Below are 15,275 nucleotides of genomic sequence, written 5' to 3'. Positions count from 1 at the left end.
AAGTGCGCCAGCCGGTAGCCTGACCTAAGCAGTGCCCGTATCCCTAGCCAGGAGTTCTTCGTGACTACTACAGCCACCTCAACCACAGACGTCAGCAACCAGCCGCTGGCTGAGCTTGACCCCGAAATCGCCGCGGTCCTGGACCAGGAGCTCGGACGCCAGCGCGGCACCCTGGAAATGATCGCCTCCGAGAACTTCGCGCCCCGCGCTGTGATGGAAGCCCAGGGCTCCGTCCTCACCAACAAGTACGCCGAGGGTTACCCCGGCCGCCGCTACTACGGCGGCTGCGAGTACGTCGACGTCGCAGAGCAGCTGGCCATCGACCGGGTCAAGGCCCTCTTCGGTGCCGAATTCGCCAACGTCCAGCCGCACTCCGGCGCACAGGCCAACGCTGCGGCGCTGGCTGCCATGATCACCCCCGGTGACAAGATCCTGGGCCTGTCCCTGGCCCACGGCGGCCACCTGACCCACGGCATGAAGCTGAACTTCTCCGGCAAGCTGTACAACGTGGCGGCGTACCAGGTGGAAGAGGACAACTTCCGCATCGACATGGACAAGCTCCGCGAGCAGGCCATCGCCGAGAAGCCCCAGGTCATCATCGCCGGCTGGTCCGCCTACCCGCGCCACCTGGACTTCGCTGCCTTCCGCTCCATCGCCGATGAAGTGGGCGCGCTGCTCTGGACCGACATGGCACACTTCGCAGGCCTGGTGGCCGCCGGACTGCACCCGAGCCCGGTGCCGCACTCCGACGTCGTCACTTCCACCGTGCACAAGACCCTGGCCGGTCCGCGCTCGGGTGTGATCCTCGCCAAGGAGCAGTGGGCCAAGAAGCTGAACTCCAGCGTCTTCCCGGGCCAGCAGGGCGGGCCGCTGATGCACGTCATCGCCGCCAAGGCCGTGGCCTTCAAGATTGCCGGCACGCAGGAATTCAAGGAGCGCCAGGAGCGCGTCCTGGAAGGTGCCCGGATCATCGCCGACCGCCTGAACCAGGCCGACGTCGCCGAGGCAGGCGTCTCCGTCCTCACCGGCGGCACCGACGTGCACCTGGTGCTCGTCGACCTCCGCAACTCCCAGCTGGACGGCCAGCAGGCCGAGGACCTCCTGCACTCTGTTGGCATCACCGTCAACCGGAACGCCGTCCCCTTCGATCCCCGCCCGCCGATGGTCACCTCGGGGCTGCGCATCGGCACGCCGGCGCTGGCCACCCGCGGTTTCGGCGCTGCCGAGTTCACCGAGGTCGCCGAGATCATCGCCACCGCCCTCAAGGCAGGCAACAGTGCCGACGTCGAAGCCCTGCAGGCCCGCGTGGACAAGCTGGCAGCCGACTTCCCGCTCTACCCCCAGCACGAGCAGTGGTAAGCAATGACTGAAACCACCACCGCACAGATCCTTGACGGCAAGGCCACCGCCGCTGCCATCAAGGCCGAGCTGACCGAACGCGTGGCCGCACTCAAGGCCAAGGGCGTCACTCCAGGCATCGCCACTGTGCTCGTGGGCGCGGACCCTGCCTCGCAGCTGTACGTGTCCATGAAGCACAAGCAGTCTGTGCAGATCGGGATGAACTCCATCCAGCGCGAGCTCCCGGCGGATGCCACCCAGGAGCAGGTGGAGGCCCTCATTGACGAACTCAATGCGGACCCTGCCTGCCACGGGTACATCGTGCAGCTGCCGTTGCCCAAGCACCTGGACACGGACGCCATCCTGGAGCGCATCGATCCCGCCAAGGACGCCGACGGCCTGCACCCGACCAACCTTGGCCGGCTGGTGCTGAACGTCAACAACAAGATCACCACGCCCCTGCCGTGCACGCCGCGCGGGGTCATCGAGCTGCTGGAACGCAACGGCTACAGCCTTTCCGGCAAGCACGTCGTGGTGGTGGGCCGCGGCGTCACGATCGGCCGCTCGATCGGCCTGCTGCTTACGCGGCGGGACGTCAACGCCACCGTGACGCTGACCCACACCGGCACCAGGAACCTGTCGGAGCTGCTCCGGCAGGCCGACGTGATCGTGGGTGCGGCCGGCGTCAAGCACATCGTCAAGGCTGCGGACGTCAAGCCGGGCGCGGCCCTGCTGGACGTCGGCGTCACCCGCGAAACGGATCCGGAGACGGGCAAGAGCCGCGTCCACGGTGACATCGATCCCGCCGCCGCCGAGGTGGCAGGCTGGATCTCGCCGAACCCCGGCGGTGTCGGCCCCATGACGGTGGCGCTGCTGATGACCAACGTGGTGGAAGCCGCGGAACGCCAGGCAGGCATCGCCTAGGCACGTCAATAAAGTACGACGGCGGCACGGTACCTTTCGCACGAAAGGCGCGTGCCGCCGTCGGCCATTTAACCCGGGAACTGCGAGCCCACTTCCACCTGCCGGGCGGCTCCACTAGTGTGCGGAGGGTGCACAACGAAGCCATCCTGCCGTCCGGCACCCGGTCCGGCAGCCCGCCGTCGCGCCCCGCCGTCATCACCGCGGAAGACCTCACCAAGACATACGGGGACGTGGCGGCCGTGGACGGCATCTCCTTCACGGTGATGGCGGGGGAGTCCTTCGGGTTGCTCGGGCCCAACGGGGCGGGCAAGTCCACCACCATGAAGATGATCGGCGGCGTCACCCGGCGCACGTCCGGCCGGCTCAGCACCATGGGCCTGGACCCTGACACGCACGGGCCCGAGGTCCGGGCCCACCTGGGCGTGGTGCCCCAGCAGGACAACCTGGACGAGGAACTGCGCGTCCGGGACAACCTGCTGGTGTACGGCCGCTACTTCGGGCTGGCCATGAGCTACCTGAAGCCCAAGGCGGACGAACTGCTGGAGTTCGCGCAGCTGACGGACAAGGCCAGGGCCAAGGTTGACGCGCTCTCCGGGGGCATGAAACGGCGGCTCACCATCGCCCGGTCCCTCATCAATGAGCCTCGCATCCTGCTCCTGGATGAGCCCACCACGGGGCTGGATCCGCAGGCCCGCCACATCCTGTGGGACCGGCTGTTCCGGCTCAAGGAACAGGGCGTGACGCTGATCCTCACCACCCACTACATGGACGAAGCCGAGCAGCTCTGCGACCGGCTGATCGTGGTGGACAAGGGCCGGATCATGGCCGAGGGATCGCCCGCACAGCTGATCCGTGAACATTCCACCCGGGAGGTGGTGGAACTGCGGTTCGGCTCGGAACGCAACGCCACCATCGGCTCCCGGCTGAGCGGCATCGGGGAGCGCCTTGAGGTGCTGCCGGACCGGGTGCTGCTGTACGCGGACGACGGCGAGTCGGCCCTTGAGGAGGCAACGTCCCGTGGCCTGCGGCCACTGACATCCCTGGTCCGAAGGTCCTCGCTGGAGGACGTCTTCCTCCGGCTCACGGGGCGGAGCCTCGTTGACTGACGCGCGGGCCGTGCCGTCGGCGCACCCGCCGGAAGCCTCGGCAGCCAGGGCCCGGCGCTGGGGCGCCTTCTACTATGCGGAGCAGGTGCTCCGGGTGATGAAGGGGTACACGTGGTCCATCCTGATGTACAGCGTGGGCCAGCCGGTGGCGTACCTCTTCGCCATGGGCGTGGGCCTGGCCTCGCTCGTGGACACGGGCAGCGTAGCCTTTGGCGGGGTCTCCTACCTGGCCTTCATCGCACCGGCGCTGCTGGTGTCCGCGGCGGTCATGACGGCGGCGAATGAATTCACGTTTCCCGTGATGGCCGGCTTCAAGTGGCGCCGGACCTACTTCGGCCCGCACGCCTCGCCGCTGACGCCGGGACAGATCGCCGCCGGACACATTATGGCCGTGACCCTGCGCCTGCTCCTGCAGTCAGCCATCTACTTTGCCGCCGTGGCACTGTTCGGCGCCTCGCCCTCCGGCTGGGGGTGGGCGGGAGTCTTCGCTGCCACCCTGGCGGGACTGGCTTTCGGTCTGCCGCTGATGGCCTATTCTGCCTCGATTACCGAGGACAAGGGCCAGTTCGCCCTGGTCATGCGGTTCATCGTCATGCCGCTGTTCCTCTTCTCCGGGACGTTCTTCCCGCTGGACAACCTGCCGCTTGCCGTCCGCTGGATTGGGTGGATTTCGCCTATCTGGCACGGCACGGAACTGGGTCGGGTGCTCAGCTTCGGATACGGGGAGCCGCCGCTGCTGACCGCCCTCCATGTCGCCGTCCTCTGCGGCCTGGCGGTGCTGGGCTGGAACCTGACGCGGCGCCGGTTTGCCCGGAGGATGGGCCAGTGAGCACCGCCGCCTCCGGGACCGGGCAGCGCACCGCACCGGACGAGGCCCGGAACCGGACCTTTGGCGCCCTGTATTCGCGCAATGCCAGGGCCGTGATCTCGCGCGGACTGATGGCCACGCGAAGCACCAACTGGCTGGTCATGGTGTCGGGGTTCTTTGAACCGGTCCTCTTCCTCGTCTCCATGGGGGTGGGGCTGGGCGCAATCGTAGGCGATGTCCAGGGGCCCGATGGAACGCCCATCAGCTACGCGGCCTACATCGCCCCGGCTTTGCTGGCCGTTTCGGCCATGAACGGCGCCGTCTACGACTCCACCTGGAACGTGTTCTTCAAGATGAACTTCGCCAAGCTGTACCAGGGCATGCTGTACACCTCCCTCGGCCCGCTGGACGTCGCCCTGGGGGAGATCTTCCTGGCCCTGTTGCGCGGCATGCTCTACGCCACCGGCTTCACCGCCGTCATGGGCGCCCTGGGGCTGATCACCACGGCCTGGGCACTGCTGATGATCCCGGCGTCGGTGCTGATCGCCTTCGGGTTCGCCAGCCTGGGCATGGGCATCACCAGCTTCCTCAAGACCTTCCAGCAGATGGACTGGATCAACTTCATCCTGCTGCCGATGTTCCTGTTCAGTGCCACCTTCTACCCATTGAGCGTGTACCCGGGGCCCATCCAGTGGCTCATCCAGGCCATGCCGCTGTGGCACGGGGTGGAACTGCTGCGCCAGATCAGCGTGGGCAGCTTCACGGCCGCCACCCCGCTGCACATCGGCTACTACCTGGCGATGACCGCCGTAGGCATGCTCCTGACCACCCTCCGGCTGCGGAGCCTGTTCCTCAAGTAGGGCAGGTCCCCGTCCGGGGCTGTTCGCCGCCGGTGGAAGCGGGACGGAGCATACCGGGCGGTTTGAGAGAATAGCTGCATGCGAACTTTGGGCAGCTCCTCGTCATCCTCCAAACCCGCCAGGGCCGGTTTCTCCATGTTCCGGATCAGCGGGCCGGGCCTGATGGTCCTGGTGACCGCGTTCATTGTGGCCGTCATCTTCGCGGCCAACCAGAACGACGTCGTTGGCTGGGTTGTTGCCGTCATCGCAGGCTTTTGGCTCGCGCTGGCCGCGTTCGTGGTCTTCAGCATCCAGAAGGCAGCGAAGAAGGCCGGGGCAAAGCTGTCCGAGGCCCAGAGCGCCTTCAACACCGCCACCGGCCGCGCGCCGTCGCACTCCTCCGCCGACCAGGGCGGGACGCGGGTCCTCTACGAACGCAGCGAAGCCGACGAGGTGCGGGACCTGAAGCTGGACCATTCCTTCAAGATCGTCCAGGTGCAGGTCCGCGTGGTCGAGGAGGAACGCGCCAAGGGATCCGGCGCCAACCAGGACACCATCAACCGGGCCCTCGAGACCATCGAGATCACAGCCACCAACGCCCGGGACATGATCAAGTCCTCCGGCGGCAGCGGAGAGCCGGTCACCGGAACCATCATCGACTAGAGTGGAGCGGGTGAGCTCGGCATTGAACAAGGACCACCTTCGCATCGCATCGGTCAACGTCAACGGCCTCCGGGCTGCCTACAAAAACGGCATGGCGGCGTGGCTGGAGCCGCGCGAAGTCGATATCCTCTGCCTGCAGGAAGTCCGCGCACCCGACGCGATCGTCCGGCAGCTGCTGGGGGAGGGGTGGCACATCCTGCACGCCGAGGCCGAAGCCAAGGGCCGTGCCGGCGTCGCCATTGCCTCCCGGCAGGAACCGCTGGAGACCCGGAACGGTATCGGGGACGACTATTTCGCCACCGCCGGCCGCTGGGTCGAAGCCGATTTCCGCGTGCCCGACGCCGCCGGGAATCCCGTCCAGCTCACCGTCGCCAGCGCCTACGTCCACTCCGGTGAAGTGGGCACCCCGAAGCAGGACGACAAGTTCCGCTTCCTGGATGTCATGAGCACCCGGCTGCCCGAGCTGACCAAGCACAGCGACCATGCCCTGGTGGTGGGGGACCTCAATGTCGCCCACACCCCCAAGGACATCCGGAACTCGAAGGGCAATGTGAAGAAGGCCGGCCACCTGCCGGAGGAACGGGCCTACTTCGACCGCTTCTTTGGTGAAGAGATCGGCTGGCACGACGTCCACCGCAACCTCGCCGGCGACGTTGACGGTCCCTATACCTGGTGGTCCTGGCGCGGCAAGGCATTCGACAACGACACCGGCTGGCGCATCGACTACCACCTGGCCACCCCGGAACTGGCCGCGTCCGCCATCTCGGCAGTCGTTGACCGCGCAGCCACGTGGGATACCCGCTTCTCCGACCATGCCCCGCTCGTAGTGGACTACCAGCTCTAAGCCCGAAGGTTTCAACCCATGACCAGCCAGACTTCCCCGGCCACCAAAAAGCGCATCCTTTCCGGCGCCAAGCCCACCGCCGACTCCCTCCACCTGGGGAACTACATCGGCGCCGTCCGCAACTGGGTGGACATGCAGGCCGAGTACGACGCCGTGTTCTTCATTCCGGACCTGCACGCCATCACGGTCGACTTCGACCCCACTGAGCTGGCCAAGCGCACCCGCACCGTGGCGGCGCAGTACATCGCCGCCGGCATCGACCCGGACAAGAGCATCTTCTTCGTCCAGTCCCATGTGCCGGAGCACGCGCAGCTGGCCTGGGCGCTGAACTGCATCACCGGCTTCGGTGAGGCCTCCCGGATGACCCAGTTCAAGGACAAGACCCAGAAGTCCGGCGCTGACGCCGCCACCCTGGGACTGTTCGCGTACCCCACCCTGATGGCGGCGGACATCCTGCTGTACCAGACCGACCTGGTGCCCGTGGGCGAGGACCAGCGCCAGCACCTTGAACTGACCCGGAACCTGGCGCAGCGCTTCAACACCCGGTTCGGGCACACGTTCACCGTTCCTGAGGCGGCCATCGTCAAGGAAAGCGCCAAGATCTACGATCTGCAGAACCCCAGCGCCAAGATGTCCAAGACGGGGGAGTCCCCCAACGGGTCCATCCAGCTCCTGGAGGATCCCAAGATCGCGGCGAAGCGCATCAAGTCCGCCGTGACCGACGCCGGCACGGACATCCGCTTCGACGCCGAGGAAAAGCCAGGGGTTTCCAACCTGCTGACCATCTACTCGTCCCTGACCGGGAAGTCGGTGGCCGACCTTGAAGCCGAGTACCAGGGGAAGATGTACGGGCACCTCAAGGTGGACCTCGCCGAGGTGCTGGTGGACTTCATCACCCCCCTGCGGAACCGGACCAACGAACTGATGGCCGATCCCGCTGAGCTGGACCGGCTGCTGGCGCTGGGCGCCGAACGGGCCCGCGAGATCGCCTCGGTCACCCTGGGCCAGGTGTATGACCGCATGGGGTTCCTGCCATCGATGAGCCTCGCGGGAGTCCGCTAGCGTCATGGCTTCGAGGAATGTCACCGCCAGGGGAGTCGCTTGCCCGGCCGGCCAGGCCGAGCGGGAACTCACCACTCCGTACCCGGAGCAGTCGGGTCAGAGCGCGGCGGCAAAGCCGGCCGGCAATGATGAGACCAGCGTTGGCGTCATCCTCGGTTTTCCACCCCGGATAGCCGAGGAACTGCAGCGCTGGCGGGCTTCCTTCGGGGATCCGCTGGCGGATGTGGTGCCGGCACACATCACCTTGGTGACCACTACCCCCACCCGGGACTGGGACGCCACCCTCCGCCATGTCCGCGAGGTGGCCCGGTGCCAGAGTCCGTTCATGGTCACCATCGCAGGGACGGGGACCTTCCGGCCCGTCTCACCCGTCGTCTTCATCAAGGTGGAGGACGGCTTCGGGGAGTGCGTGGAGCTGCACCGCAAGCTCCAGCAGGGTCCGCTCCACCGGGACCTGCCTTTCGCCTACCACCCCCACGTCACGATCGCCCACGATGTCGCGCCGGAAAGCCTGGACGAGGCGGAAACGGTGCTGAAAACCTACAAGGCCACCTTCCCCGTGGTTAGCATGGGACTTTACGAGCACGATGCCGAGGGCATCTGGCAGCTACGGGAAGAGCTGGACTTTGGGACCGAAACTGACAACGACGCCCGCACCCGCTTCACCGGTGCCGCCGCGGACAGGACAACCGACGCCGGCTGACCAGCAGCCGCTGCCCACGGACCATGCCCGGCTGAAACTGGCGGTCATCCAGAAACAGATGGAATGGAACCGGGTCCGCAGGGACGGCGGAAAATTCCAGGCCCTGATGGCCCTGGTCCAGTGGACGACAGCCCGCCTGAATGTCCTGCGGCCCATGCGCGCCTTCAGGCACTACAGCCTCCAGCACGGTCCGCTGCTGAGCGCAGGCATTGGCTTCAACATGTTCTTCTCCATCACCGGCCTGCTCGCCACGGGCTTCTCGGTGGCAGGCTTGGTGCTGCGCGGCCAGCCGGCGCTGCTGGACACCATTATCAGCAGTGTGGCAACGAGTGCGCCGGGGCTGCTGAAGATCAACGGCGCGCCAGGACTGGTGGACCCCAAGGACCTGCTGGATCCAAATGGTCTCGGCTGGACCGCGGTGATCGGTTCTTTGGTCACGGTAGTAACGTCGCTGCGATGGATTGCGGGGGTCCGGGAGGGGCTCCGCGGGGTCCTGGAACTGCCACCGGTGCTGGTCAACCCCGTTATTTTGAAGCTGCGCGACGCCGGCACCCTCCTTCTTCTCGGCGTGGCCCTGGTGACCAGCGCCGGTGCTTCGCTGGTGTTCGGAACTGCGGCCGGCTGGGTCTCGGACTTCCTTCACCTCGATGAAACAGTGGCAGGCCCGCTGACCACCTCGGTGAAGATCACCGTCCCGCTGGTGCTGAACTGGGTGACGGCACTGGTCATGTACCGGCTGGCCGCCGCCCTGAAGCTGTCCCGGCGGGCGCTGCTTGAGGGGACCATCCTGGCCGCGGTGGGCACCACAGTCCTGCAGGTGTTCAGCACCGAACTGCTCGCCGGCGCCAGCCGCAACCCGATCCTGGCACCCTTTGCCATCGTTATCGGGCTGCTGATCTGGTTCAACCTGGTCAGTCAGGTGTACCTGGTCTCCGGTGGCTGGGCAGCGGTGCGGGAAGCGGATCTGCGCAATTCGCCTGCACGGCAGGACAAAGCCATGTGGGGTGCACGCCAGGTCCAGCCGGGCAAGGTGCCGGTGCAGCCCGGCAGGCTGCCGCTTCCGCCCGGGCAGGTGCCCGTCCTGCCGGAGAACGGGACGGCGGCTACTGTCCGGCGTCGAGGTACTGGTCGGCCCAGGCGGCGATAATGCGGGCGGCGCGGGCGGCCTGGCCCTTGCCCGTCAGCAGATGGTCGCTTCCCTCGAGCGAGACGAAGTTCCGTGGATGCCGGGCGGTTTGGAAGATGGTGCTGGCGTTTTCGATGCCCACGGTGTTGTCGGTGGGGGAGTGGAGCACCATCAACGGCTTGTGCAGCTGACGGATGCAGTCCGTCAGGTCCGCATTCTCGAGGTCCTCGACGAAGTGGCGGCGGATCTCCACCCGCTTCCCGCCCAGGTCCACCTCCGCGCTGCCATCGCTCAGGATCCTGTCCAGCGCGGCATCGAAGACGTGGGCCACATGCTTCGGCGAGAAGGGCGCCCCAACGGTAGCGACGGCGTCGAGTTCGGGGATCTCCCGCGCGGCAGCGAGCACGGCAGCACCGCCGAAGGAGTGGCCCACCAGCAGCGAGATTTCCTTGCCTTGGCTGCGCATGAATTCGGCGGCCTTCACGGTGTCCGCCACCTTGTGGCTGAACGAGCCCGCAGACCATTCCCCCGCGGAGCCCCCGAGGCCCAAATTGTCGAAGCGGAGCATGCCCACACCGCTGTCCGCCAGGGCCTTGCACATGCGCGACGCTGAGGGACTGTCCTTGCCCAGGGTAAAGCCGTGCGAAAAGACACCCCAGCCCTTGACGGGCCCCTCGGGCACATCGATGATGCCGGAGAGCATCTCTCCCGTGGAGCCTTCGAAGCTGACCTTTTCCGAGTGGGACACAGTGTCCCCTTTCTATCGACGTTCGGGTTGCTCTATCAGTTGTGGTCCCTAAAAGGCGTTCTTAGCGGCCAGAACATATAGAGCATCCGGCGGATTTGGTGCGGATACGACGACGGCGCCGCATCCCCGGGTGGGGGAGGGCGCCGTCGTCCGCTGCGATCCTTGGTCAGATCTTGCGGGAGAGGATGGCCTGCTTGACTTCGGCGATGGCCTGGGTCACCTGGATGCCGCGCGGGCATGCTTCGGAGCAGTTGAAGGTGGTGCGGCAGCGCCACACGCCTTCCTTGTCGTTGAGGATTTCCAACCGCATGTCGCCGGCGTCATCACGGGAATCGAAGATGAAGCGGTGGGCGTTGACGATGGCGGCGGGGCCGAAGTACTGGCCGTCGGTCCAGAACACCGGGCAGGAGGACGTGCACGCAGCGCACAGGATGCACTTGGTGGTGTCATCGAAGCGCTCACGGTCCTCGGCGGACTGCAGGCGTTCCCGGGTGGGCTCGTGGCCCTTGTTGATCAGGAACGGCATGACCTCGCGGTAGGACTGGAAGAACGGCTCCATGTCCACGATCAGGTCCTTCTCCACCGGCAGGCCCTTGATGGGTTCGACCGTGATGGGCTTGGAGGTGTCCAGGTCCTTCAGGAGGGTCTTGCAGGCGAGGCGGTTGCGGCCGTTGATGCGCATGGCGTCAGACCCGCACACGCCGTGCGCGCAGGAGCGGCGGAAGGACAGGCTTCCGTCCATCTCCCACTTCACCTTGTGCAGGGCATCCAGGACACGGTCCGTGCCGTACATGGTGAGGTGGAAGTCGTCCCAGGTAGCTTCCCCGGATACTTCCGGGTTGTACCGGCGGACCCGCAGGTGCACATCGAAGGTGGGGATTTCCCCGCCCCCGCCGACGCCGGCAGGCAGTTCAACCTTGGAGGCTGGCTCAGCGATTTCAGCGGACATCTTAGTACTTCCTCACCATCGGCTCGTAGCGGGTAAAAACAACCGGCTTGGTGGCAAGGCGGATACCGGCGATTGCTTCCGCCGATCCGTCTGCCGGCGCGTGGTCATCCTTGTACGCCATGGAGTGCTTCATGAATTTCTCGTCGTCACGCTCGGGGAAGTCCTCGCGGAAGTGTCCACCGCGGGATTCCTCGCGGTGGAGGGCGGCCACGGTCATGACCTTGGCCAGTTCCAGCAGGAAGCCAAGCTCAACGGCTTCGAGCAGGTCCAGGTTGAACCGCTTGCCCTTGTCCTGGACGTTGATGCGCTTGTAGCGCTCCTCGAAGGAGGCGATATCGCGCAGCACCTGGTTCAGCGTGTCAGCCGTACGGAACACCTGCATATTGGCGTCCATGGTGTCCTGCAGTTCCTTGCGGATCTGGGCCACCTTCTCGTCGCCGGTGCCGTTGCGCGCAATATCCAGCAGTTCGGTGGTGTAGGCCAGCGGGTTTTCCGGCAACTCCACGAACTGGGCGGTCTTGGCGTACTCGGCGGCGGCGATGCCGGCGCGCTTGCCGAACACGTTGATGTCCAACAGGGAGTTGGTGCCCAGGCGGTTCGAGCCGTGGACCGAAACGCAGGCCACTTCACCGGCGGCGAAGAGTCCGGGAACAACAGTGTCGTTGTCCTGGAGGACTTCGGTCTCGATGTTCGTGGGGATGCCGCCCATCGCGTAGTGGGCGGTGGGGAACACCGGGACGGGCTCGGTGTACGGTTCCACGCCCAGGTAGGTGCGGGCGAACTCGGTGATGTCCGGAAGCTTGGCGTCGATGTGGGCCGGTTCCAGGTGGGTCAGGTCCAGGAGGACGTAGTCCTTGTTCGGGCCGCAGCCGCGGCCTTCGCGGACTTCGTTGGCCATGGAACGGGCCACGATGTCACGGGGCGCCAGGTCCTTGATGGTGGGGGCGTAGCGCTCCATGAACCGCTCACCCTCGGAGTTGCGCAGGATGGCGCCTTCACCGCGGGCGGCTTCGGAGAGCAGGATGCCCAGGCCGGCCAGGCCGGTCGGGTGGAACTGGAAGAACTCCATGTCCTCCAACGGGATGCCCCGGCGGAACGCGATGCCCATGCCGTCACCGGTCAGGGTGTGGGCGTTGGACGTGGTCTTGAAGACCTTGCCGGCGCCGCCGGAGGCGAACACCACGGACTTGGCCTGGAAGACGTGCAGTTCGCCGGAGGCGAGGTCGTAGGAGACGACGCCGGCCACGCGCTTCTGCTTGTAGGGGGTGCCATCTTCACGGACAGCATCCTCTTCGACCGTCAGCAGGTCCAGGACGTAGTACTCGTTGTAGAACTCAACGTTGTGCTTGACGCAGTTTTGGTACAGCGTCTGCAGGATCATGTGGCCCGTGCGGTCCGCGGCGTAGCACGCACGGCGGACCGGTGCCTTGCCATGGTCACGGGTGTGGCCGCCGAAGCGGCGCTGGTCGATGCGGCCTTCGGGCGTGCGGTTGAACGGCAGGCCCATCTTTTCCAGGTCCAGCACGGCGTCGATGGCTTCCTTGGCCATGACCTCGGCGGCGTCCTGGTCCACCAGGTAGTCGCCGCCCTTGACGGTGTCGAACGTGTGCCATTCCCAGTTGTCTTCCTCGACGTTGGCAAGGGCTGCACACATGCCACCCTGCGCCGCACCGGTGTGCGAGCGGGTGGGGTAGAGCTTGGTCAGTACTGCTGTGCGCGCGCGCTGACCGGACTCGATCGCGGCGCGCATGCCAGCGCCACCGGCACCGACGATGACGACGTCGTACTTATGGACCTGCATACCAGACGCTCTTTCTCTCAAAATTCGCAATAAAACAACGGGGCGGCGTTGCCTGCTCCGCAAAACAGGGCCCGCGGGAATGCCCGCGGGCCCGGGGTTGTGCCAGTGCTAGGCCGGGCAGAATCCACCCGGAAGGGCCACACCATCCACGACGGGGCAGGGGTTGAAGGTGAAGATGACCAGGGTGCCCAGGAGGATGATGACCACAGCGGCTGCGTAGAGAACGGTCTTCAGCCAGCGGCGGGTTGAGGACTTCTCGGCGTAGTCATTGATGATGGTCCGCACGCCGTTGGTGCCGTGCAGCATGGCCAGCCACAGCATGGCAAGGTCCCAGAACTGCCAGAACGGGTCCGCCCACTTGCCGGCCACGAAGCCGAAGTCGATGGCGTGGATGCCTTCGCCCACCATAAGGTTCACGAAGAGGTGGCCGAAGATGAGGACCACCAGAACCACGCCGGAGAGGCGCATGAACAGCCAGGCGATCATCTCGAAGTTGCCCTTGGAACCACCGCTGCGGCGGTACTGGGGCGCGATCCGCCCGCTGCGGGGGCTCTCGATCGTTGCAGTCATGGCTTAGTGACCTCCGAGGGCGAGGGACAGGTGGCGGATGGAGAAGGCGACCATGGTCACGATCCAAAGGGCCAGCACTGCCCACAGCATCTGCCGCTGGTACTTGGCGCCCTTCTTCCAGAAGTCGACCGCAATGATCCGCAGGCCGTTGAAGGCGTGGAACACGATGGCGGCAACGAGGCCGGTCTCGCCCAGCGCCATCAGGGGATTCTTGTATGCACCGATCACAGCGGTGTAGGCCTCGGGTGACACACGCACCAAGGAGGTGTCCAGAACGTGGACCAACAAGAAGAAAAAGATCACTACACCGGTAATGCGGTGTCCTACCCAGGACCACATGCCTTCACGGCCGCGGTACAAGGTGCCAGCTGGTTTTGTCGGCACTGATAAACCTCCCTGCAACACAGCGGCGCTGGCATGAGATCCACGCGGGGGGAACGCCTGCTGCGAGAGCACTCGTAGCTCAGGCCTAAATCTAGGCTCCGCTAACAGCTTATTCAATTTGGGAGTTCCTTGCTGCCCAATACTGGCGCGGTTTTTCCAAATTTATGAGACGAACGCCACACTGCGCGGGTGCGTTGGTGCGGGAGTGTGTCCCGGCGGCAGCGGCAAAAGGAGGCCGTTGTGCCCGTCGGCTAAAGTAGCGGTGATGAGTACAGACAAAGTGACAAGCCCGGTATCGCCCCTTGACCGCTTCGTTGCGGTGATCCCGGCAGGCGGAGTGGGGACCCGCCTCTGGCCCCTGTCACGTGCAGCAGCTCCCAAGTTCCTTCACGACCTCACGGGCTCGGGCAGCACTTTGCTGCGCGCCACCTATGACCGGCTGCAGCCGCTGGCGGGCAGCCGGATGCTCGTGGTCACCGGCCAGGCCCACCGCGAGGCCGTGTGCCGGCAGCTTCCCGAGATCCACGACGCGGACCTTGTCCTGGAATCCGAGCCCAAGGATTCGGCTGCCGCAATCGGCCTCGCGGCAGCCATCCTCCATGAGCGCGACCCGGACACGATCATGGGGTCCTTCGCGGCCGACCAGGTCATCAGCCCCGACCACCTCTTCCAGCAGGCGGTCCGGGAAGCGATCCACACAGCCGCGGCCGGCAAAATCGTGACCATCGGCATCAAGCCCACCCACCCCTCCACCGGGTTCGGGTATATCCGCTCCGGAAAAGCGCTGCACATCGACGGTGCGCCCAGCGCGCACGACGTGGTGGAGTTCGTCGAAAAACCCGACGAAGTCGTCGCCCAGCAGTATGTGGACAGCGGCGACTACGTGTGGAACGCCGGCATGTTCGTGGCACCCGTTGCGCTGATGCTCAAGCACCTCGAAGCCAACCAGCCACAGCTCTTCCAGGGCCTGCAGGAGATTGCGCGGGCATGGGACACCCCCGAACGTGACGAGGTCACGGCGCGGGTCTGGCCCACACTGCCGAAGATCGCCATTGACTACGCGGTGGCCGAGCCTGCCGCGGAAGCCGGGGACGTCGCCGTCGTGCCCGGGTCCTTCCGCTGGGACGACGTCGGTGACTTCGCCTCCGTTGGCCGGCTCAACAGCGCCAAGGAAGTCGACGCAGTCACCGTACTCGGTGAAGGCGCCCGCGTGTTCACGGAAAACTCCAGCGGCGTGGTCGTCACCGACACCAAGCGCGTCATCGCCCTGATCGGGATCGAAGACGTGGTCATCGTGGACACGCCGGACGCCCTGTTGGTGACCACCATGGCCAATTCGCAGCGTGTCAAGGCTGCGGTTGATGCCCTTAAGGCCAGCGGGGACACGGACGTCCTCTGACCGTTTCCTGC

General features: G+C 65.9%; 16 protein-coding genes. 11 read left to right on the top strand and 5 right to left on the bottom strand.

The annotated features are described in order from the left end of the window. Positions 1–60 precede the first annotated feature (60 nt). The 10 genes from glyA (at position 61) to K4G53_RS03120 (ending at position 9,434) form a co-directional block, all read left to right on the top strand. Positions 61–1,359 (top strand): serine hydroxymethyltransferase, encoded by a 1,299-nt coding sequence (glyA, locus tag K4G53_RS03165; protein ID WP_221384035.1) that lies wholly within the window; start codon positions 61–63, stop codon positions 1,357–1,359. Between the two features lie 3 nt (positions 1,360–1,362). Then, entirely contained in the window at positions 1,363–2,262 is a 900-nt protein-coding gene (locus K4G53_RS03160; RefSeq protein WP_221384034.1) for a bifunctional methylenetetrahydrofolate dehydrogenase/methenyltetrahydrofolate cyclohydrolase, read from the top strand. A gap of 128 nt (positions 2,263–2,390) precedes the next feature. Further along, positions 2,391–3,368, top strand: a complete 978-nt coding sequence (locus K4G53_RS03155) for an ABC transporter ATP-binding protein (protein WP_221384033.1) — start codon at positions 2,391–2,393, stop codon at positions 3,366–3,368. Continuing rightward, entirely contained in the window at positions 3,361–4,197 is an 837-nt protein-coding gene (locus K4G53_RS03150) for an ABC transporter permease (protein WP_221384032.1), read from the top strand. The genes K4G53_RS03155 and K4G53_RS03150 overlap by 8 nt, the downstream gene beginning before the upstream one ends. Next, a complete protein-coding gene (locus tag K4G53_RS03145; RefSeq protein ID WP_221384031.1) occupies positions 4,194–5,036 on the top strand; it encodes an ABC transporter permease in 843 nt (280 codons plus the stop codon). Before K4G53_RS03150 ends, K4G53_RS03145 begins: the two co-directional genes overlap by 4 nt. 78 nt (positions 5,037–5,114) lie before the next feature. Next, on the top strand, positions 5,115–5,678 hold the full coding sequence (locus tag K4G53_RS03140; protein ID WP_221384030.1) for a hypothetical protein: 564 nt from the start codon (positions 5,115–5,117) through the stop codon (positions 5,676–5,678). Between the two features lie 10 nt (positions 5,679–5,688). Further along, positions 5,689–6,522: an exodeoxyribonuclease III gene (locus tag K4G53_RS03135; protein ID WP_221384029.1), complete on the top strand. Its 834-nt coding sequence runs from the start codon at positions 5,689–5,691 to the stop codon at positions 6,520–6,522. A gap of 18 nt (positions 6,523–6,540) precedes the next feature. Continuing rightward, positions 6,541–7,584 carry a tryptophan--tRNA ligase gene (gene trpS / locus K4G53_RS03130; RefSeq protein WP_221384028.1) on the top strand — a complete coding sequence of 348 codons (1,044 nt, stop codon included), beginning with the start codon at positions 6,541–6,543 and terminating at the stop codon, positions 7,582–7,584. A 4-nt stretch (positions 7,585–7,588) separates the two neighbouring features. Next, a complete protein-coding gene (locus K4G53_RS03125; protein ID WP_221384027.1) occupies positions 7,589–8,287 on the top strand; it encodes a 2'-5' RNA ligase family protein in 699 nt (232 codons plus the stop codon). A gap of 58 nt (positions 8,288–8,345) precedes the next feature. Then, complete coding sequence (locus tag K4G53_RS03120; protein ID WP_221384071.1) at positions 8,346–9,434, top strand: YihY/virulence factor BrkB family protein; 1,089 nt, start codon at positions 8,346–8,348, stop codon at positions 9,432–9,434. On the opposite strand, the gene K4G53_RS03115 is transcribed toward K4G53_RS03120, so the two are convergent. The 5 genes from K4G53_RS03115 to sdhC form a co-directional block, all read right to left on the bottom strand. Then, positions 9,391–10,161, bottom strand: a complete 771-nt coding sequence (locus tag K4G53_RS03115; protein ID WP_221384026.1) for a S9 family peptidase — start codon at positions 10,159–10,161, stop codon at positions 9,391–9,393. The genes K4G53_RS03120 and K4G53_RS03115 overlap by 44 nt on opposite strands. 166 nt (positions 10,162–10,327) lie before the next feature. Further along, positions 10,328–11,110 carry a succinate dehydrogenase iron-sulfur subunit gene (locus K4G53_RS03110; RefSeq protein ID WP_221384025.1) on the bottom strand — a complete coding sequence of 261 codons (783 nt, stop codon included), beginning with the start codon at positions 11,108–11,110 and terminating at the stop codon, positions 10,328–10,330. 1 nt (position 11,111) lies between these two features. Next, complete coding sequence (gene sdhA / locus K4G53_RS03105; protein ID WP_221384024.1) at positions 11,112–12,911, bottom strand: succinate dehydrogenase flavoprotein subunit; 1,800 nt, start codon at positions 12,909–12,911, stop codon at positions 11,112–11,114. 108 nt (positions 12,912–13,019) lie between these two features. Beyond that, on the bottom strand, positions 13,020–13,481 hold the full coding sequence (locus K4G53_RS03100; protein WP_221384023.1) for a succinate dehydrogenase hydrophobic membrane anchor subunit: 462 nt from the start codon (positions 13,479–13,481) through the stop codon (positions 13,020–13,022). A 3-nt stretch (positions 13,482–13,484) separates the two neighbouring features. Further along, complete coding sequence (gene sdhC, locus K4G53_RS03095; protein ID WP_221384022.1) at positions 13,485–13,865, bottom strand: succinate dehydrogenase, cytochrome b556 subunit; 381 nt, start codon at positions 13,863–13,865, stop codon at positions 13,485–13,487. Positions 13,866–14,130: 265 nt separating this feature from the next. Between sdhC and K4G53_RS03090 the strand changes: the two genes are divergently transcribed. Next, on the top strand, positions 14,131–15,264 hold the full coding sequence (locus tag K4G53_RS03090; RefSeq protein WP_221384021.1) for a mannose-1-phosphate guanylyltransferase: 1,134 nt from the start codon (positions 14,131–14,133) through the stop codon (positions 15,262–15,264). Positions 15,265–15,275: the final 11 nt, after the last annotated feature.

The organism is Arthrobacter sp. MAHUQ-56 (genome assembly GCF_019710585.1).
Lineage (GTDB): Bacteria > Actinomycetota > Actinomycetes > Actinomycetales > Micrococcaceae > Arthrobacter.
This window is presented reverse-complemented; position numbering and strand designations above follow the sequence as displayed.

Bases quoted from the DNA above. Each gene is read 5' to 3' on its own strand.
- sdhA (WP_221384024.1), bottom strand. From the start codon at position 12,911: ATGCAGGTCCATAAGTACGACGTCGTCATCGTCGGTGCCGGTGGCGCT.
- K4G53_RS03110 (WP_221384025.1), bottom strand. From the start codon at position 11,110: ATGTCCGCTGAAATCGCTGAGCCAGCCTCCAAGGTTGAACTGCCTGCC.
- K4G53_RS03090 (WP_221384021.1), top strand. From the start codon at position 14,131: ATGAGTACAGACAAAGTGACAAGCCCGGTATCGCCCCTTGACCGCTTC.
- K4G53_RS03160 (WP_221384034.1), top strand. From the start codon at position 1,363: ATGACTGAAACCACCACCGCACAGATCCTTGACGGCAAGGCCACCGCC.
- K4G53_RS03120 (WP_221384071.1), top strand. From the start codon at position 8,346: ATGGAATGGAACCGGGTCCGCAGGGACGGCGGAAAATTCCAGGCCCTG.
- K4G53_RS03100 (WP_221384023.1), bottom strand. From the start codon at position 13,481: ATGACTGCAACGATCGAGAGCCCCCGCAGCGGGCGGATCGCGCCCCAG.
- trpS (WP_221384028.1), top strand. From the start codon at position 6,541: ATGACCAGCCAGACTTCCCCGGCCACCAAAAAGCGCATCCTTTCCGGC.
- K4G53_RS03140 (WP_221384030.1), top strand. From the start codon at position 5,115: ATGCGAACTTTGGGCAGCTCCTCGTCATCCTCCAAACCCGCCAGGGCC.
- K4G53_RS03125 (WP_221384027.1), top strand. From the start codon at position 7,589: ATGGCTTCGAGGAATGTCACCGCCAGGGGAGTCGCTTGCCCGGCCGGC.